The following is an 18,791-nucleotide window of genomic DNA, read 5'->3' as shown; positions in this document are numbered from 1 at the left end:
ACCCTTTTTTTACTTAGAGGTATCGATTATTCAGCAGCTTAATTTCCTTTAACCAAATAACGCTTAGCCCAATAAGAGGCAGGTTAGTAGTAACAGGGTTAAATGCTTCAATAAGCAATTGTGGCTGCATTACAACTACAGCGAGTAGAAGGCCAATTAACGCTAAAATATTTAAAATTACTAAGTGTTTATTTTTATAAAACACAAATAAACACAATCCAAATATAATTTCGCCAACACCCGCCGAATGTGTAATTAAGTCAGACACTTCTGCTGAAAAACCAGCACTGCCAGTCATTAATTTTTCAAGTGGTGCAATATGATAAAGCTTTGGAAAAAAGCCATGATATATCCAACTTAAACTCACTATGTAGCGAGCAAGTTGAATATAACCGCGATTATTTCCTAGCATTGTCAATACGCTCTTGTGCACTTGGGTGGCTAGATAAGTACTCTAAAAAGTCATTTACTTTTTCGAGGTGCTCGTTTTCGCTGGTATGGCTTTCTTGTAGGGCTTCTATTGCATCAGCAAAGTCATTACTCGAATACCCAAGCGACTCTAATTGAATGAGTGCAAAGGTATCTGCCTCGCGTTCCATATCTCGTGAAAACCCTTGCTGAGCAAACGATGCACCCGTACCTAATGCAACCTCTGCAACCCCTTCTAAATCACCAAATACAACCGCTAGCACAATCGTACTTGCGGCAGATTGTGCTGTAATACGTACGCTATGTTGATGCACTACATGACCCATTTCGTGTAGTAATACCGCTTTTAGTGCATTGGGTTTATCGGCAAGTAAATTTGCTAAATCATCTGTGACCACGATACGGCCATGGGGTAGTGCAAACGCGTTAGCACCAAAGCTGTCTGATTTATAAAACGATAATCTATAAACCGATTGATCAAGCGATAACGCATTAAGCATATTTGTAAAATGTGCTTGTACTTTAGTTTGCTGCTCTGCGGGCAGCTCACTTGGGTCAAGCGCAATCTTTTTAATTAGTGTAAAGCTTTGCTCCCCCATTTGTTCCACAACATTACGTGGCAAGGTATCAACACTGTAAACAGCAATGGCCGGTACCGCTTTATAAAGTACTAACCACATAAAAAGCGGTGTAAATATGACTGCAGCTAAAATTGCCCATTTACTTTTTTCAAGGCGCTCCATTATGTGATGGTTATTTTCTTTAAATGGCCATCTGTAACTTACATCTTGAGGAATAAAACGACTGCCATCTTCAAAGTTTAGTTCGTCGGCAAGTCCTGCCATCCCCGAACTTAATTTTAGACTTGAGATTGCGTGGCGAGCTATAACGTGTTCATCGTTGATAACTTCAATGTGTGTGTCGCTAATAGTTGCAACACACACTTGATAGTTACTCGATGCGATGGGGAAAAAATGTCCCTTTACATGCATAGTGAGCTCTTAAGTTAGAGAAAGGTCAATATCAAATACGTTTGCAGCTTCTTCAGCAAATGATGATTGCTGCTCTTGCGCGGTATCGATTAGGCTTAATGCACCAGGATAAATAGTGACGTTAGTTACATCAGCGAGCATTTTTGATGTACGTACTTTTGTCCATGGGTATGCAAGCCCTAAAGAAAACACAATAGCCAACATATTAGTGAGTAGTAAAACAGCGAAAGGAATTGGTTTTAGCTCAGATTTAAATGTAGCAATGCCTTCAAAATGGCTGTTATCAAAAATGTGATTTCTAATAGCGGCGTGCCATACAGCAGAAACAATGGCAATCATTAGCACATAGGCAATCATCATAAAGATAGGAAGCATAACCATAGCTGCAGAGTTTTCTAAATTTTGTTGGTTTTCAATATCTACTAAGTTGAGGCCAAATAATCCTAAAATCCCCATAAATACCACCATGGTGATAGAGCTCACTACAAAGCAAATAAGCGCTGTTAGGTAATAGGTTTCGCCTTTTAGATTTACAGTAAGCGGTTTGTCGCCATAGCTAATATTACTATGTATATAGCTATCAATACGTTTTATAACGTAAGGCATTAATAAATAAAGCGTAAATATGCTTGCAATAGGTAATAGTATAAAGTTAACAAAGGCTTCGCCATAGCTGCCTTTAAAAGCAAAGCGAACATTACGATGGCGCGTCATACGCAAATTAAAACGTAAACCTTGGTTAATAATCCATGGCATTAAAAAGATAAAACCAAGAGCAATAAATAGGCCTAAAATAGGCATAAAGCTAATAGAGAATGTATAAATAAAAAATACAATAACCGCTAAAATCCGACCTTTTAAAATTTGTATTGGCGTTGCTAGGTAGTCAAAACTATGACCATCTATGCGGGTGTGGCCGTAAAAATAGCGATGCGTACGTACTTTAGCCCACGCTGAGTATATGCCAAGCGTAATAACGCTAAGTAATATATTTACAATCCAAATTCCAAAAAACTCACCGCCTTTACCACTAAACTGCACTTTTCCGCTAAAAATTGGTTCAGCAGGCTCATTTATTGGTGGGGTTGTTTCAGAGGGGGTAGGGTGTATTGATTCCATTAAAATTATATCCATGTTGTTTTTTTGTTAATTTACCCATTTTTAGTGCAAAATTCAATGTTTATAATTATCTCACCCTTCTGTAAACAGCTATAAATAGGCGTTTTAAGTATTGAGTTAAATACTCTAATACTTTTTTATAAATAAACCTCGCTGGTTTTATTTATTTGGCTGGTCACTGGGAACTTTAGCTTTTTAATATGCGATTTAGCTACTATACATAGTTAATGCTGCTTAAATGTAATGGCATTAATTATGTATTAAGCACACCTACGTACAATTAAGCTAATTGATTTATATGCCAAAATAATAGATTGTAAGAGTAGTGGGGATGTAAATTTATTTAGGTTTTACAGCTTTTATCACCGCTTTAAATAACATTAGGATATTTATTATGTTTCAAGCAGTCGTGTTAGGGGGATTAGAGTTTAGCCCGCTGATTGTTTACTTCCCAATTGCGTTTATTTTAACAGCGCTGACTCGTTTTGCTTTGCATCGACTAGATTGGCATGACCGTATTTGGAAAGTGGCTTGGTTTGAAGTGTCACTATTTGTTTGTTACTTGGCACTGGCCGTCTATTTACTAAGTGGAAGATAAATTGAATGATTAAATATCTGCGTATTACTTTTACTATCTTGGTTGTTATAGCTGCGGTTTTTGCTGGGCGTTGGGTATGGACTGACTACATGCATACTCCTTGGACGCGCGACGGTCGCATTCGAGCAGACATAGTTACAGTTGCTCCAGACGTGTCGGGTTGGGTGACAACTTTAAATATTAAAGATGGTCAAAACGTACAAAAAGGCGAAGTTCTTTTTAATGTTGATCAAAAGCGTTACCAAGCAGCGCTTGATAAAAGTAAAGCCAATACAGAAAATGCGCTATATACATGGGAACTTGCTAAACATAAATACGAAAGGCGTGTTGAGCTAAGTACCCAACAAGCAATAAGTGAAGAAACACTAGAATCAACACGTATCAATACTAAAATTGCTGAGGCAAATTATAACCTAGCTAAAACAGAGCAAACAATTGCGCAATTAAATGTTGATAGAACTAAAATTGTTGCGCCTGCATCGGGACAAATAATTAATCTGAATTTACGCCAAGGTAACTATGTAGCTCAAGGCACACCTGTGTTTGCTATCGTGCAGTCAGATTCATTTTACGTAACGGGTTACTTTGAAGAGAGTAAAATACCGCTTATTTATCCTGATCAAAAAGCTAAAATAGCGCTTCTAAGCGGTGGTAAGCAATTAACGGGGCATGTAGTGAGTGTAGGTAAAGCAATTGCAAATACGAATACACAAAGTAACGGGCAGCTTTTACCGCAAGTGCAACAAACATTTAATTGGGTACGTTTATCGCAACGTATTCCTGTTGATATTAAGTTAGATTCATTGCCCGAAGATACACAGTTAAGCGCAGGAATGACCGCCACAATACATCTCGCTACACGTTAAGGGGAATATAGTGGGCGTTGTATTACAAAATTTGTTTTTTCCTAAAAAACAGTCAATCATTTTTGCGATTAAGGGCGTTATAGCCATGGTAATGGCGCTTACTATCGCTATGTGGCTTAATCTTGAAAGACCTTATTGGGCGCTAGTCTCGGCTATATTTTTGCAATTACGCCCGCAAAGCGGATTGGTTATTGAAAAAGCAATTTGCCAAATAATAGGCACCATAGTGGGTGGTTTATTTGGCATATTGCTTTTAACTCAGTTAATTCTCTACCCTTATTTAGCGCTCGGTGCACTTGCATTATGGTTGGGAGTAAACTCTGCGTTATCGGCAATGGTACGCCAAGCAAACTTTGTTTATGCGTTTGCTATGGCAGGTGTAACAGCCGCTATTATTGTACTTTTAGTCATGGTTACTCCGGCAATGGTGAGCAGCCAAAGCATATTTGATATTGCACAAGCGCGCGTGAGTGAAATAGTAATAGGCTCAATATGTGCAGGCCTTGTGAGCCATTTGTTTTGGCCTGTAAAAGTTAAACACTTACTGCAAGTACAAGCGCGGTCGGTTATAAACCAAACGTTAGATTATTTAGTAACTGAGCTTGATTCTAAAGGCTCGCACGAAAATCGCCATCAGCAAATAGATGGCATTATGGCAACATTAGGATCAATAAACGAAGACTCCAGCGCAGTAAGGTACGAAGGGCCAAAAGGTCCAGGGCGCTCACGTGCTGCAAATCAATTGTCGCAAAAAGTACTTTCTTTACTGGCTTCAATTCAAATAATTGGTCGCCTGCAACGAAACCACTCAGACCTTATTACTCCCACATTAGACAAATTAATAAGTAAACTTAAACACGTATTCGCGCAAATTAAAGAATCTGACGATTTTGATTACTGCGCCGAACAAGTTAAAACACTGCGTAAAGAGCTAACCGACTATAGAGCAAATACGGTGTGTGATTCGCCATTTGAATCTCACATGCTCAATGTAAGCTTAGAAGTGGCAGCCGACTTAACAATTTTACTACGGGCATACAGAGCTTTAGAACAACGCGATAAAACATTATTAAATGCACCCAGTATGCTTACATATCGCGACCCATTAGCTGGCATTATTGTTGGATTTAGAACTGCTTTGGTGTTTTCTATCGGCGCATTTATTTGGATTAATACAGGTTCTTCAGCTGCATTATTAATTATGATTTTACCGGTCATATTTTCGATAATGCTGGCGCGAATACCCTTGGCTATTTTGCAGGTTGTAATTAAACGTTTATTGGCAGGTATAATTGTTGCTACTTTTGTAACTATTTTTTATGCGTTAAATTTACTGTCGCAAAGTGGGGGGCAATTAGAAATATTATTGCTTGTATTAGCTGGTCCGTACTTTTTGGGTTTGCTGTTACTCGCTGATCAACAAACGCTGCCATACGGCTTAGGGTTTTGTATTCCATTTACTATTTTGGTTAGACCCAGCACAGATATGAGCCTAGCGTTTTCAATTGATTATACACTTAGTTCTGCAATCGCTATTTTTGCTGGCGTGAGTATTTTATTTTGGATTTTTCAGTTATTTACAGGACCAAGTGTTCAGTTACTTGTTCATCGTGTTTTTAAGGCTACCTATAAAGATTTACTCGAAATAAATACCCATCAAACTCCGAGTATTTGGTACAACCGCCGCATGGCAGATAGGTTAATCCGTTTAACTAATTACGATCAGGGTTCACACTCACGCGCTATTACCGATATGGCTCTTACCGGTCTAAACTTAGGGCATGCTTCAGTGCGATTAAACTCAATTTGCGAAAACCTTGCTGGTGACACAAAGCTAAAATACTTAAATGAGTGGCAACGCACGTTGGCTGATGCATTTATGCTGGCTACCAAAGGTAAGTTTGATGAAAACTTTAAGCAAGCGTCTGATAATCTTTATAACGAATTAGCCGCATCTGTTGGTGATTCAAACCAATTAGAGGCAATAAAAGGGATGTTTATTCGCATTAATCTGACCTTTGAAAGAAGTGCGAGTAAGATAAATTAACCCTATTCGCTGCTTTTCGAGTTCAGATGTTATAACGAAATCTGTTATACTTAATGGACAATTTTATGGGGCTGTTATGATTTCAAAAAACCAACTCAAACTTATTCGCCAACTTGGCCAAAAAAAGTACCGAAAGCAATATAATCAATACCTTGTACAAGGTGAAAAAAACGTACTTGAGTTATTAAACAGCCCATTAAATGTGGTTAATATTTTTGCTACAAACGAATTTATAAATGCATACCAAAGTGAGTATCAGCACGCTAATTTTATTGAAGCGGATGAAGAGACCCTCACTAAAGCGAGTACACTAGTTAGCAATAATGCAGCCATTGCTATTGTTGATATGCCAAAGGCGGCTTTACCACAAGAAAATGGCTTAATACTCGCGCTTGATGGCGTATCAGACCCTGGTAATTTAGGCACTATAATTAGAGTAGCCGATTGGTACGGTATTAAACATATAGTAACTAGCACCGACAGCGCAGACGCTTACAACCCTAAAACAATTAGCGCCACAATGGGCTCATTTGTAAGGGTATCGGTAAGCCAAGTAGATTTACCTGATTACTTACAGTCTTTAAATTTACCTGTTTACGGTGCTTTTTTAGATGGACAAAGTGTACATAAAACCCAATTTACGGGCTCAGGCGTTTTACTAATGGGCAGTGAGTCGCATGGTATACGCGAGACATGTGCAAAGTTAGTGACCAATAAAATCACCATTCCCGCTTTTGGTGGAGCAGAGTCACTTAATGTTGCAATGGCGACCGGTATTATTTTAGATAACTTTAAACGACAAGCTTAATCTATTAGTAAATTATGGGTTAAATTGTTTATGACAAATAACAATAATAAATTGGTAATAACAATAAGATGCGCTTAAGCACTATTAAATTAGCGGGCTTTAAATCGTTTGTAGAGCCCACTAAAATTCCATTTCCTGATCAAATGACGTGTGTTGTAGGCCCTAATGGCTGTGGCAAATCTAACGTTATTGATGCAGTACGATGGGTGCTAGGTGAAAGCTCTGCTAAAAACCTGCGTGGCGATGCCATGACCGACGTTATTTTTAATGGCTCAACTAATCGTAAAGCCATATCACAAGCTTCTGTAGAGCTTGTTTTTGATAACGATAAAGGTAGTCCTTCTAATACATTTGCTGATCGAAACCAAATTGCAATTAAACGCTTAGTAACGCGCGACGGGCTATCGCTGTACTTTTTAAATGGCAGTAAATGCCGTAAGCGTGATATTACCGATATATTTTTAGGTACAGGTCTTGGTCCGCGTAGTTACGCGATTATTGAGCAAGGGATGATCTCGCGCTTAATAGAAAGTAAACCACAAGAATTACGTGTATTTTTAGAAGAAGCCGCTGGTGTTTCTAAATATAAAGAGCGCCGCCGCGAAACACAAACACGCATTAAAAGCACCCGCGAAAACCTTGAACGTTTGTTAGATGTGCGTAAAGAGCTGCAAAGCCAGTTAGATAAATTGGCTGTGCAGTCGCTTGATGCAAAAAAATACCGAGAGTTAAAAGCGCAAGAGCGAACGCTAAAAGGGCAAATTGCGGTTTTAAAATGGCAAAAGTTACATCAGCAGCAACTTGAAAAAAGTACTCTAATTAAAAAACTGAATGATCAAATTTCTTTTTTTAAAACCGCTAACTCAGGGCATGACGATGTACTTGCAAGCTTAGAAGGGCAAGTACAAGCTCAGCAAGATAAACTAAGCGATGCACAGCATCAGCAACATGTAATACACACCGAGCTTACCCGCGCTGAGCAACAGCAAATAAATGTAAAGCAACAAACTCAAACGCTTAAACAAAATTTAATTAAATTACAGCAACGCCAAACCCATAGCACTGAAGTTAAAACGCAGCAGCAAATTGTGTGCGAGCAACTAAATGAAGCCCTGCAAGAGGCAAGTGAAAACGCGTTAATGTGCGAAGAGCAAGTTAGGAAGTTAACGCATGAGCTTGAGGAATTATTAGCACTGAAGCAGCGCCACAATACACACTGGCAAACTTTGTGTGAGCAACAGCAACAACTTAATAATAGTGCGCAACTGCATAGCAGTCACATTAAACAAACTCAGCAGCAAATAAGCCACGTTAACGAGCAAATTGATCAGTTAAATGCGCAGCTTACTGACTTACAAAGTAGCGATGTAGAACAACAATTAACGCAGCAAACACAGCAAACACAAACATTAACCCAAGAACTTGCCGCTAAACAAACAGCGCACACGCAGTGCAGTGCTCAGCTTGAAGTGCAAAATGAGCGTGTTAATAACTCACAAAAGCAATATTCGACGCTTACTCAAACAATAAATGAGTTAAAAGCCAGTATAACGGGGCTTAAAAGTACATTAGGGCTTGATGAAGAAAGTGAAAGTACTAATGGTTTGTTTAATCAGCTAAGTGTTAAAGAAGGCTTTGAGCCCTTAATAGAGCAAGCACTTAAATCGCTAGAGCACTTAAATGTAAGTGAGCAGCAAGCTGATAATAGTGTGTGGCCAATTAGTGGTAAGCACATTGCTGAAAATAGCTTAGCGGCATTCATAGCAAGTGGCGTGTACCCAGATCATTTAACGCGTATTGCTTATAGTGAGAGCGGTGATCTAACGCTCTTAAACGATGCCTATTATACAGCCGTTATGGATAAAAACGGCGCTTTATATGGTCGTAACTGGCATGTAAGTGCCGATCGAAATGCCGAAAACTCATTACTTTTAAAACATAAGCAATTGCAGGATAAAGCTCAGCAGTTAAGCAATGCCGAGGATGAGCTAAAACAAGTAACACACACTCGTGATGAACATACAGCTGATCAAATAAAGTTAATTAATGAGCAAAGCGAGCTAAAAGAAGCCATACATGAGCTTGCGCAAAATATAGCAGTAGCCGGTACACGCAGCGATATGCTCAAACAGCAAGTAGCGCACTTTAAGCTTCAACTAGAAAAGCTACAGCAACAAAAACAGCAATTAACCACTGCGCTTTTGCAATTAAATAACGTGCTTGATGAGCAAACAGAGCAATTGGAAGTGTTAAATGAGCAGCAACTTAACTTAGCGGATGAGGTAGACGCTGCAAATAGCCTGCGCTCACAAAGTGATAAAAGTTATAGCGAAGCATTAAGCATGCTTGAGCAATATAAAACGCAAGCGCATAAGGCAACGCTCTCAGAGCAAAAGGCACGCAGTGAATGGCAGTTAAGCCAAACCAAATTGAGCCATGCAGAGCAGGAGCATATTAGTGCATTTGAAGGTGCGCAAGAACTACTCAATGAAATAGAAGAGCTGCTTATACCAGAGCAAGAGCTTAGCGATAAAATAACGCAGTTTTTATCGCAGCATCAAAAAGGCGAGCAGGCACTGGTAGTGCTACAAAAAGAATTATCTCACGCTAAAGAAAGTTTAAACACCAAGCAAGCAAGTCTTAAAAACTCACAAGGTGAGCTGGTGGGCTTGCAAGAGCAGCATCAAAAGCTAACAATTGAAGAGCAAAGCTTACTAATAAAAGCGCAAGTTGCGCTCGAACCATTAGAAGAGCTAAAGCAAAGCTTAAAAGCAATACTTGATGAATTACCTGATTCATTGAATTTAAGTGCAGCGCAAAATCAGTTAACCGGGTTTACTAATCAGTTAGATAAATTAGGTGCAGTAAACTTAGCGGCAATAGAAGAGTTTGATTTAGCTAAAGCTCGTAGTGATTATCTTGATAGTCAATTAGATGATTTAACAAAAGCGTTAAGTACCCTTGAAGGTGCAATTCGTAAAATTGATAGTGAGACCAAAACACGCTTTAAAGCGACGTTCGATCAAGTTAACGAAGACTTTGCAGAGCTATTTCCTAAAGTTTTTGGTGGTGGTAGTGCGTATTTAGAATTAACCAGTGACGATTTACTCGAAAGTGGTGTTAGTATAATGGCACGACCACCGGGTAAGAAAAATTCAACAATTCATTTGTTAAGTGGTGGAGAAAAAGCGCTGACCGCATTATCATTAGTGTTTTCTATATTCAGGCTCAATCCAGCTCCTTTCTGTATGCTGGACGAAGTAGATGCACCATTAGATGATGCTAACGTTGTGCGTTTTTGCCGTTTGGTTGAAGAAATGTCACAATCAGTGCAGTTTATTTATATTAGTCATAATAAGATTGCGATGGAAATGGCTGGTAGATTAACAGGTGTTACTATGGCAGAACCTGGCGTATCGCGTATGGTTGCTGTAGATATAGAGCAAGCTGTGCAACTTGCACATGCATAAATTTTTATAACAAGTGTATTAGTTTTTAATTAATATACAGGTTTTAGGCATATCAAATAATAAAAGGTGAGGGGATGGCCGAACAATTAAGATGGGTTTTAATCATTATCAGTGTAGTTGTCATTGGTGGTTTATTAATACATGGATTGTGGTCTGTGAGAAAAAAAGACCGCCCAGAAGTATCTGATAACGAGCGGGTTGAGCCATTACAAGAAAGCGCATCAGCTTCATCTAAACCGTTTCGAGCTGAGGCTGAACCAAAAGAGCCAATGCAAGACGAACGTGATGAGCCACAGTTTGGCGAGCTTAACTTTGATGCAAATGAGCCGCAAATAGATACAAGCGTGCCAGAAGTGCCGATTGAAGATGACCTAGAAATAGTTGATGACCTAGAAGCAAAAGAGCAAAGCGCTGAAGAAGCACCTGCTCAAATGTCTGACTTTGTTATCGTACATATTCAAATGCCAGAAGAGCTTAGCATGCAGGGCAGTAAATTATTGCCAGCAGTTAACACTTTAGGTTTTAAATATTCTGAGGAAGGCTTTTTTAATCGCCATTTAGATCCGGCTGGTCAAGGCCCTGTTTTATTTAGATTAGTAAATATGTACAACCCAGGTACGTTTGATATTGATAATATGGAACAGTTTAGTACCGCAGGGGTAAGCTTATTTATGACGTTACCGTGCGACGGCGATGGTCTAGCTGCATTTAATATGTTGCACAGCGCAGCTAAAAAGTTAGCGGATGAATTTGGTGCGCAAATTTTAGATGCTGAGCGAAATGAAATGACAGTAGATCGCGTAAGACAATATGTTGAGCAGGTTCGTTCTTTTTCAGCGTAAATAACGCATACATTATATTTTTATAAGCCACTGGACGGTGAATCGTCAAAGTGGCTTTTTTTATGTTTATTGAGGTTTAAATGTCTAGCAGCATTAGTGAGCAAGTTAATCATCTTCGTACTACATTAGAGCAACACAACTATAATTATTATGTGCTCGACACCCCCAGTATTCCTGATTCTGAATACGATAGGTTATTACGCGAACTAAGCGCACTTGAAACCGAGCATCCTGAATTTTTAACCGCCGACTCACCTACACAAAAAGTAGGCGGTGCAGCACTTAGTAAATTTGAACAAGTAGCGCACCAAGTACCCATGCTCTCGCTTGATAACGCGTTTAGTGAAGAAGAATTCACTGCGTTTAATCGCCGCATAAAAGAGCGTTTAATGAGTACTGATGAGCTTACTTTTTGTTGTGAGCCAAAACTTGATGGTTTAGCTGTATCAATTATTTATCGCGATGGCGTGCTTGTACAAGCGGCTACTCGAGGTGATGGTTTTACCGGTGAAAACATTACTCAAAATGTTAAAACCATTCGTAATGTACCACTTAAGCTGCGTGGTGATTACCCAAAAGAGCTTGAAGTTCGCGGCGAAGTATTTATGGACAGCGCTGGCTTTGATAAATTGAATACTGAAGCGCAAAAACGCGGTGAAAAAGTATTTGTTAACCCGCGTAATGCAGCCGCGGGGAGTTTGCGTCAACTCGACTCTAAAATTACCGCTAAACGCCCACTCATGTTTTATGCGTACAGCACCGGGCTTGTTGCTGATGGCAGCATTCCTGAGGATCACTATCAGCAATTAGAAAAGCTGACTGATTGGGGGCTACCTTTGTGCCCAGAAACAAAATTAGTTGAAGGTCCAAAAGCCGCGCTCGAGTACTACAGCGATATTTTAACGCGCCGTGGTGAGCTTAAATATGAAATTGATGGCGTAGTAATAAAAATAAATAAAAAGACCTTACAAGAGCGTTTAGGCTTTGTGGCACGTGCTCCTCGTTGGGCTATTGCGTATAAGTTTCCGGCGCAAGAGGAAATAACCCAACTACTTGATGTTGATTTTCAAGTCGGTCGTACTGGCGCCATTACACCTGTTGCACGTTTGAAGCCTGTTTTTGTGGGTGGCGTTACCGTATCAAATGCAACGCTTCATAACAGTGATGAAGTTGCACGTTTAGGCGTAAAAGTAGGCGATACAGTTATTATTCGCCGTGCTGGAGACGTAATCCCACAAATAACTCAAGTTGTACTTGAACGCAGACCTGATGATGCCAGAGATATTGAATTCCCGACGACTTGCCCAATCTGTGATTCTCATGTTGAAAAGGTTGAAGGCGAAGCTGTAGCCCGTTGTACGGGTGGACTTGTATGTCCTGCACAGCGTAAGCAAGCTATTAAGCACTTTGCTTCGCGCAAAGCGCTGGATATAGATGGTCTTGGCGATAAGATTGTTGATCAGTTAGTCGATAGAGAACTTATAAAAACGCCTGCTGATTTGTTTATTTTAAAACAGGGGCATTTTGAGTCACTTGAACGTATGGGACCTAAGTCAGCTAAAAACTTAGTAACAGCACTTGAAGAGGCTAAAGGCACTACGCTTGCTAAGTTTTTATATTCATTAGGTATTCGAGAAGCCGGGGAGGCGACAGCACAAAATTTAGCTAATCACTTTCTAACCCTTGAAAATGTAATAAATGCCAGCATTGATAGTTTAACGCAAGTAAGTGATGTAGGCGAAATAGTCGCTGCTCATGTTCGTGGCTTTTTTGATGAAGAGCATAATTTAGCAGTTGTTAATGCGCTGATAGATCAAGGTGTAAACTGGCCAGCGTTGAGCGCACCTTCTGAGGAAGAACAGCCGCTCGCTGGGCTTACATATGTACTTACAGGTACGCTTAATACACTTAATCGCAATGATGCAAAAGCACGATTACAACAACTTGGTGCCAAGGTGTCTGGTAGCGTATCGGCTAAAACAGATGCGTTAGTGGCGGGTGAAAAAGCAGGTTCAAAACTAACAAAAGCACAAGACCTAGGCATAGACATACTAACTGAAGATGAATTAATTGAGTTGCTTATAAAGCATAACGGTTAGGAAAATGACAATGAGCCGATATGGGCCAGAATACTGGGATAAGTACGGAAGTTACCGTACGCCTATTGCATTTCATTTAAGTGTGCTTGTGCTATTACGCAGTTATTTTATTTGGGTTATTGCGGCTTTAAGCCGCAGGCCTGAACTAGATTTAATGTCGTTATTTTTTAAAAATAAAAATGATTTTTTTATCGCAATAACGATTGGAAGTATTGCAATAATACCGACTATTTTATTTTGTTTACGCAGACCACGAGATTCACACAGTGCAAGCAACAGGTTAGCAAGAATATGGCGACATATGCGCTGGCCTCTTATTTTATGTGCAGTTGTTGATTTAACATGGTTAAGTGTTCAAGCAGCGCATAGCCATTATCGATTTTCATCATTTTTAGCAGTACAAATGATGATTGTTTTATGGGTATTATGGTATTTGGTGAAAAGCCGCTATTTAACTGTTTTCTTTAATGATTGGCCTGAGCCGACAGAAAAGGCATCAGAAGAAAAAAAGCGACTTAAAAGGGATTAGTTGTGGACGCCGTAAATAAAAAAATAGCGATAGCTATATCGATAATAGGCTTTGTGCTTATTATTTTAATGATTAGCACTGAGCTTTTAGAGTTTATGTGGTTTAAAGCGTTATTTGGGTTATGGGTATTTGTTTTTTGCTCAAGCGTTTATAGGTTAACGCCTTTATTTAAATCAAGAAACAGGTTAGAGGATTTTATTCAGCGAGACGCCCAACACTTATTACTTTTTAGTTTGATGGGATTTTTTGATAAAAAGCACGGTCCAGATTGGTTAGTTATTGAGAGTATTGAACGTATAACGACAAAGGATGATGAGCTAATAATTTACATTAATAACGAGCGCCAAATGAGTGTTAGTTTACCTGTAAAAAAAGCAGAGCTAGATAGTTTTATTAAACGAATACTTACCGACTCAGAAAAACAAAATATTACCTTTAGCTAAGAAAATTACCTTTAAGATTGAACGAGTTTTAGTCTTAAACGGTCAACACTCCTTAGCTGATCTTTAGTGTATTAAATAACGTAATAATTAGCCGTACTTTTTATGACTTTATAAAGTATAGCTAATCAACTATTCAATGAGGCTATTATGTTGAAGTGGAATGATGTTATTAACTTTGCCACCAATGGCAACCCTACCCCAAGTGAAAAAGTAGTCAAAACTGACGAGCAGTGGCGGATGCAACTATCAGAAGATGAATATTACGTAACACGTAAAAAGGGAACAGAGCGCCCAGGTAGCTCGGGTAGTTGTACATTACTCGAACCTGGCAAGTATGTGTGTATTTGCTGTGATAATCTATTGTTTGATGCTGATGAGAAGTTTGATAGTGGTACTGGTTGGCCGTCATTTACGCAACCTGCGACAATTGAAGCGATTGGCTATGTAAGCGATACAAGTCATGGTATGGAGCGCATAGAGGTGGTTTGTAACGTGTGCGATTCGCACTTAGGCCATATTTTTCCAGATGGTCCATTACCAACGGGTTTACGTTATTGCGTTAATGCCGCATCAATGAAAAAGCTCTAATATTTTATTTACTAGCGCTTTGAATATCTAAATTCATTTCTTTTGCTATGTGCAAAATCTTATCTAAACGCTGCGTCTGATCTGCTTGTAATTTAGTTTTATCAAGAAGGGCGTAGCACCTTCTAGCAAGATCCATATTAAATGAGCTGCCAGATTGCTTAGTTGAATCAAATAGGCACTGTAATAAATTAAGTGCGATACTTTGATTACGAGGCATGACTCTAAACGCTTGTGTAAAAGCTTCCAACGCAGTATTTAATTGGCCTTTATTAAATTGACTAACGGCATGGTTGTTAAGCTCTTTTGGACCCATTTTAATATCGCGTCGCTCACTTTGTTGCTGCTGAATATAACGTAAGTAAGTTGTGTCGCTAACTGCGGGATGTCTTTCACAGTGGCTAATTATTTGTGTGAATAAGGTTTGCGCCTTTTGATGAAACCCCAGTTCATGAAATGCTTTTGCTTTATCAAGTGCGCCATCAACCGATCGGATATGAGTATCGTCATCATCAAGTTGTTCAATTAGCTTTTTCGCTTTTTGATGCTCGTCTTTTAAGTAATGGAGTCGTGCATTAAGTACATCAATTTGAGCTTGATTTGTATTATTAGGAAACTGTTTTTTTAAATCATTAATGTACTGATTGGTTTGCCTAGAAATTCGTTGAATTTGATCGGTTTGATCAGTCGTTAGCGCAAAGTCGATACCTGCACGTGCTGCATTCAAATATACATCGGGGTGGTCGTGTATTGAGTGTTTTGCAAAGGTGGCTATATCTTTTTGAGTTAAATAGCTTTTTTCGTAGTCGTGATTAATTAGCGATACATTACTTAGCGATTTTTGGCGTGTGATATTTCGCGGTGCAATTTCTGCAGCTTGGCTTAAAAAGCTTTGTGCTAGCTCAAATTGATTTAGCTTTATTTCTAATCTGCCCAACAAATCAAGGGCTACTAAACGAGTTTCTTGGCGCTCTAACATTGTTTTGAGCATTCGCTGCGCCAAAATATGTTCGTTATTCGCTATAAGTGCTTCTACTAAGCCTACTTTTGCCCAAGCAAATTTTTGAATGTCGAGAACAGACTTAAAAAAGTCTTTCGCATCTTGAGCGCGCTTTAAGCGAAGTAAGGCATCACCTTTTAAGCGAAGTAGGATAGGGCTGTAATTATTATTTTTTTTATCCAGAGCGGTATCAATAAACTTAATAGCTTTTGAATCGTTACCATCATCAATTAATGAATACACTGTTTGTAAGTCGTGTTTACGCTTTAGGATTCGTTCAATGCGTATTTTAAGCTCTTGTACTGTAAAAGGTTTAACTAAAAAGTCATCAGGTTGCAGCTCAAGAACACTATGAACGAGTGAGCCACTTGTTTCTGCTGAGATAAAAATAAAGCCAGTCGAGCTTTTTATGAGTTGCTTTACACGTAGCTCTTCATAAAGCTGGTAGCCATCTTGGTGTTTATTTAAGTTGAATGAGCAAACGATTAGATCAAATTCTTCACTTAAACACTGCTCTTTTGCAGAATTTGCATGATCAGCAAAGCGCAACTGCCGAAAGCCAAGCCTTTCTAACGATTGTTTCATATAGCTTTGAGCAAGTGGTTGCTCTTCTACTATAAGTATTTTGGCTTTTGAATAGATCTTAGTTGGCATTGGCTTAAGCGTAATTGTATTTAACACAGACTATAATCAACAGTTTAACTCCTTACAAGGGAATTTAAATGATAGCTGTATTTATTAGGTACTTAACTTTGCCTAATACGTTTATCTAACTACGAAGGTACTGAGCCGAATAACATAATTAAAAACTAAATAAGTAAAATTGATAACGCTATATTTGATGAGTGCTTTGATATGGAAATTTAGATTTTAATAAAAATATGAAATGTATTTAAGGTAATAAGAGGAGTTAAACGTATTTAATATGGGAAAAGAGTTATTACTAGATAAGTTGTCTGATGGTATTTATATGTGGTGGGTGATTACTTGGCTTGATACCAGTGACCCTCGCCATTATTTGTAAAGGGTGGCGATGCTCTTTTTCTTACGGCTAAGTTAATTACATACGATTTATATATTGAGTTTTTATAAAGTTCTTAAATGTATTTAATATAAGAAGAAAGAGTTATTACTAGAGAGGTTGTCTGATGGTATTTATATGTGGTGGGTGATACTGGACTTGAACCAGTGACCCTCGCCTTGTAAGGGCGATGCTCTCCCAACTGAGCTAATCACCCACATATAATAGGTATGCCTGTTATTTAATTCTTTATTATCAAATTAACCGCTTGATGTAATTTGGTGGGTGATACTGGACTTGAACCAGTGACCCTCGCCTTGTAAGGGCGATGCTCTCCCAACTGAGCTAATCACCCAAATTACATTTTAATATGCACCATTCTAGGAATGGTGGGTCGTACTGGACTTGAACCAGTGACCCTCGCCTTGTAAGGGCGATGCTCTCCCAACTGAGCTAACGACCCATATTAAATTTTAAAACGCGACTATTAACATAATAATAGGCTTTATATGTGGTGGGTGATACTGGACTTGAACCAGTGACCCTCGCCTTGTAAGGGCGATGCTCTCCCAACTGAGCTAATCACCCACATCTAAACAACATTGCATTGCTGCGTTGTTGTGGGGCGCTATTATAGATAGAGTTGGAAATGTGTCAACACTTGAATGATAAAAATGTGCTGAATGAAGGTTTTATAAACAATAGGATATGGTTGAAGTCTATTTTATCATCAAATTTGATATTGCAGTTCAATTAAGCACCTAATAAGCTCCTAAAAGTGAGTAGGGAATTGTATTTTATTAATCTTAAATTTAGCTTCACGATACTTATTGTTTTTTTTACTGGAGTCGTTTTTATGATTATGAGCAAGATGGATTAATATTAGGGCGAGTTATTTAGTGAATAGAGCGGTCCTTTAAAAATGAATTTAATCTAAACTCCCCAAAACAAATGCTATTTTCAGCATTCTAAACTCTATTTTTGTACTTACTTTATTTTTATAAGCCAACCTAGCCAAATCGTAAATACTCATACTTCACTAATAGCCTTCGGGTTAAGACTAAATAGATCACATATAACTAGGGCGTGTTGACCTTTGTGGATTGAACCCAAAGGGCAGCGCATGTTTGGTATTTATGCGGCGTAATCGCCTATTCATGGGGAATAACCACACTACATAGGCTCTGCCTTGCCTAAAAACCAAACATACTGCTGAAAATTCACCCACCAAAGATCAGCACGCCCTAAAGTTTTGTAGATAGAATTACGAAGCTACAATGCTCTTTAAAAAATGTTCTTCAAACAATAATCGAGTTTTTAGTACGAGTGACGCTGGTTAATAAGCAAGTAAAGGCTGCGGGTACTCTCAAATCCACATTTAAGTTTTGGTTATTATAAGCAATTGTAACTTTTAAAAGATTAAGGCGATTGGCGGGGCCTTAATTGGTAGTTTTTAGATAAGTTCAATTTGCATATAAATGTATACCTTTGCTTTGATGCAATTTTGTTGCATTAAATAGGGGAGTAGGGTGTTGTTAAGTATTCGCTGCGATATAGTGATGTTATTATAAGCAGTAGGGCTAGAATCTTATTCAAATTGTATTTTTTAGCACGCTTGATAGCCAGTTTGTTGAAAATTAAACCATTTAAATAAAGCTAGGTAAAAAACTGTTGACTTTATTTTGGGTGGTGCATAGAATGCGCCCCGCACTAAGCGATACACGATGTGTTTATCACGACGGGTATTGATTAAGTTGGGGCCATAGCTCAGCTGGGAGAGCGCTTCGCTGGCAGTGAAGAGGTCTGCGGTTCGATCCCGCATGGCTCCACCAAAAATTAGTGTTTTGTCCTAGGGTAGCAGTTTTCTGTGTCCCCATCGTCTAGAGGCCTAGGACACCGCCCTTTCACGGCGGTAACAGGGGTTCGAATCCCCTTGGGGACGC

14 protein-coding genes and 6 tRNA genes are annotated in these 18,791 nt (G+C 38.9%); 12 read left to right on the top strand and 8 right to left on the bottom strand.

Annotation, left to right across the window (positions count from 1 at the left end; genetic code table 11):
• Nucleotides 1-13: 13 nt before the first annotated feature.
• From I6F42_RS12300 to I6F42_RS12290, 3 genes are read right to left on the bottom strand one after another with little or no spacing between them, the layout of a single operon-like run.
• The gene (locus I6F42_RS12300; protein ID WP_197152327.1) at nucleotides 14-412 is read right to left on the bottom strand and encodes a DoxX-like family protein; all 399 of its coding nucleotides are present in this window, start codon (nucleotides 410-412) and stop codon (nucleotides 14-16) included.
• A complete protein-coding gene (locus I6F42_RS12295; RefSeq protein ID WP_197152325.1) occupies nucleotides 399-1,421 on the bottom strand; it encodes a M48 family metallopeptidase in 1,023 nt (340 codons plus the stop codon). The genes I6F42_RS12300 and I6F42_RS12295 overlap by 14 nt, the downstream gene beginning before the upstream one ends.
• A 9-nt stretch (nucleotides 1,422-1,430) precedes the next feature.
• A complete protein-coding gene (locus I6F42_RS12290) occupies nucleotides 1,431-2,540 on the bottom strand; it encodes a YjgN family protein (protein ID WP_024593853.1) in 1,110 nt (369 codons plus the stop codon).
• A 394-nt stretch (nucleotides 2,541-2,934) separates the two neighbouring features.
• Here I6F42_RS12290 and I6F42_RS12285 point away from each other — a divergent pair, with 394 nt between their 5' ends.
• The 10 genes from I6F42_RS12285 (at nucleotide 2,935) to msrB (ending at nucleotide 14,830) form a co-directional block, all read left to right on the top strand.
• Nucleotides 2,935-3,138, top strand: coding sequence for a DUF1656 domain-containing protein (locus I6F42_RS12285; RefSeq protein ID WP_008171772.1), 204 nt, complete (start codon nucleotides 2,935-2,937; stop codon nucleotides 3,136-3,138).
• Between the two features lie 5 nt (nucleotides 3,139-3,143).
• Complete coding sequence (locus I6F42_RS12280; protein WP_197152323.1) at nucleotides 3,144-4,004, top strand: HlyD family secretion protein; 861 nt, start codon at nucleotides 3,144-3,146, stop codon at nucleotides 4,002-4,004.
• A 10-nt stretch (nucleotides 4,005-4,014) separates the two neighbouring features.
• Nucleotides 4,015-6,051: an FUSC family protein gene (locus tag I6F42_RS12275; protein ID WP_197152321.1), complete on the top strand. Its 2,037-nt coding sequence runs from the start codon at nucleotides 4,015-4,017 to the stop codon at nucleotides 6,049-6,051.
• A 76-nt stretch (nucleotides 6,052-6,127) separates the two neighbouring features.
• Complete coding sequence (locus I6F42_RS12270; protein ID WP_197152319.1) at nucleotides 6,128-6,859, top strand: RNA methyltransferase; 732 nt, start codon at nucleotides 6,128-6,130, stop codon at nucleotides 6,857-6,859.
• A 68-nt stretch (nucleotides 6,860-6,927) separates the two neighbouring features.
• Nucleotides 6,928-10,329 (top strand): chromosome segregation SMC family protein, encoded by a 3,402-nt coding sequence (locus tag I6F42_RS12265; protein WP_197152317.1) that lies wholly within the window; start codon nucleotides 6,928-6,930, stop codon nucleotides 10,327-10,329.
• 74 nt (nucleotides 10,330-10,403) lie between these two features.
• Nucleotides 10,404-11,171 (top strand): cell division protein ZipA, encoded by a 768-nt coding sequence (gene zipA, locus I6F42_RS12260; protein ID WP_197152314.1) that lies wholly within the window; start codon nucleotides 10,404-10,406, stop codon nucleotides 11,169-11,171.
• Between the two features lie 80 nt (nucleotides 11,172-11,251).
• Nucleotides 11,252-13,270 carry an NAD-dependent DNA ligase LigA gene (gene ligA, locus I6F42_RS12255; RefSeq protein ID WP_165734827.1) on the top strand — a complete coding sequence of 673 codons (2,019 nt, stop codon included), beginning with the start codon at nucleotides 11,252-11,254 and terminating at the stop codon, nucleotides 13,268-13,270.
• Between the two features lie 10 nt (nucleotides 13,271-13,280).
• Nucleotides 13,281-13,799, top strand: a complete 519-nt coding sequence (locus I6F42_RS12250; protein WP_007584017.1) for a DUF2919 domain-containing protein — start codon at nucleotides 13,281-13,283, stop codon at nucleotides 13,797-13,799.
• 2 nt (nucleotides 13,800-13,801) lie between these two features.
• Nucleotides 13,802-14,242 carry a hypothetical protein gene (locus I6F42_RS12245; protein ID WP_197152312.1) on the top strand — a complete coding sequence of 147 codons (441 nt, stop codon included), beginning with the start codon at nucleotides 13,802-13,804 and terminating at the stop codon, nucleotides 14,240-14,242.
• Nucleotides 14,243-14,389: 147 nt separating this feature from the next.
• Entirely contained in the window at nucleotides 14,390-14,830 is a 441-nt protein-coding gene (msrB, locus tag I6F42_RS12240; RefSeq protein ID WP_010555368.1) for a peptide-methionine (R)-S-oxide reductase MsrB, read from the top strand.
• Between the two features lie 4 nt (nucleotides 14,831-14,834).
• Here msrB and I6F42_RS12235 read toward each other — a convergent pair whose 3' ends face one another.
• The 5 genes from I6F42_RS12235 to I6F42_RS12215 form a co-directional block, all read right to left on the bottom strand.
• Nucleotides 14,835-16,481, bottom strand: coding sequence for a tetratricopeptide repeat-containing response regulator (locus I6F42_RS12235; protein ID WP_024591593.1), 1,647 nt, complete (start codon nucleotides 16,479-16,481; stop codon nucleotides 14,835-14,837).
• Nucleotides 16,482-16,989: 508 nt separating this feature from the next.
• A tRNA-Val gene (locus I6F42_RS12230) sits at nucleotides 16,990-17,065 on the bottom strand.
• Nucleotides 17,066-17,127: 62 nt separating this feature from the next.
• Nucleotides 17,128-17,203 (bottom strand) — tRNA-Val (locus tag I6F42_RS12225).
• 32 nt (nucleotides 17,204-17,235) lie between these two features.
• Nucleotides 17,236-17,311 (bottom strand) — tRNA-Val (locus I6F42_RS12220).
• Nucleotides 17,312-17,360: 49 nt separating this feature from the next.
• Nucleotides 17,361-17,436 (bottom strand) — tRNA-Val (locus I6F42_RS12215).
• A 1,168-nt stretch (nucleotides 17,437-18,604) separates the two neighbouring features.
• On the opposite strand from I6F42_RS12215, the gene I6F42_RS12210 reads away from it, so the two are divergent.
• Nucleotides 18,605-18,680: transfer RNA gene (locus tag I6F42_RS12210), tRNA-Ala, on the top strand.
• Between the two features lie 37 nt (nucleotides 18,681-18,717).
• A tRNA-Glu gene (locus tag I6F42_RS12205) sits at nucleotides 18,718-18,790 on the top strand.
• Nucleotide 18,791: the final 1 nt, after the last annotated feature.

It is taken from the genome of Pseudoalteromonas sp. SWYJZ12 (assembly GCF_015864395.1).
GTDB lineage: Bacteria > Pseudomonadota > Gammaproteobacteria > Enterobacterales > Alteromonadaceae > Pseudoalteromonas > Pseudoalteromonas arctica.
This window is presented reverse-complemented; position numbering and strand designations above follow the sequence as displayed.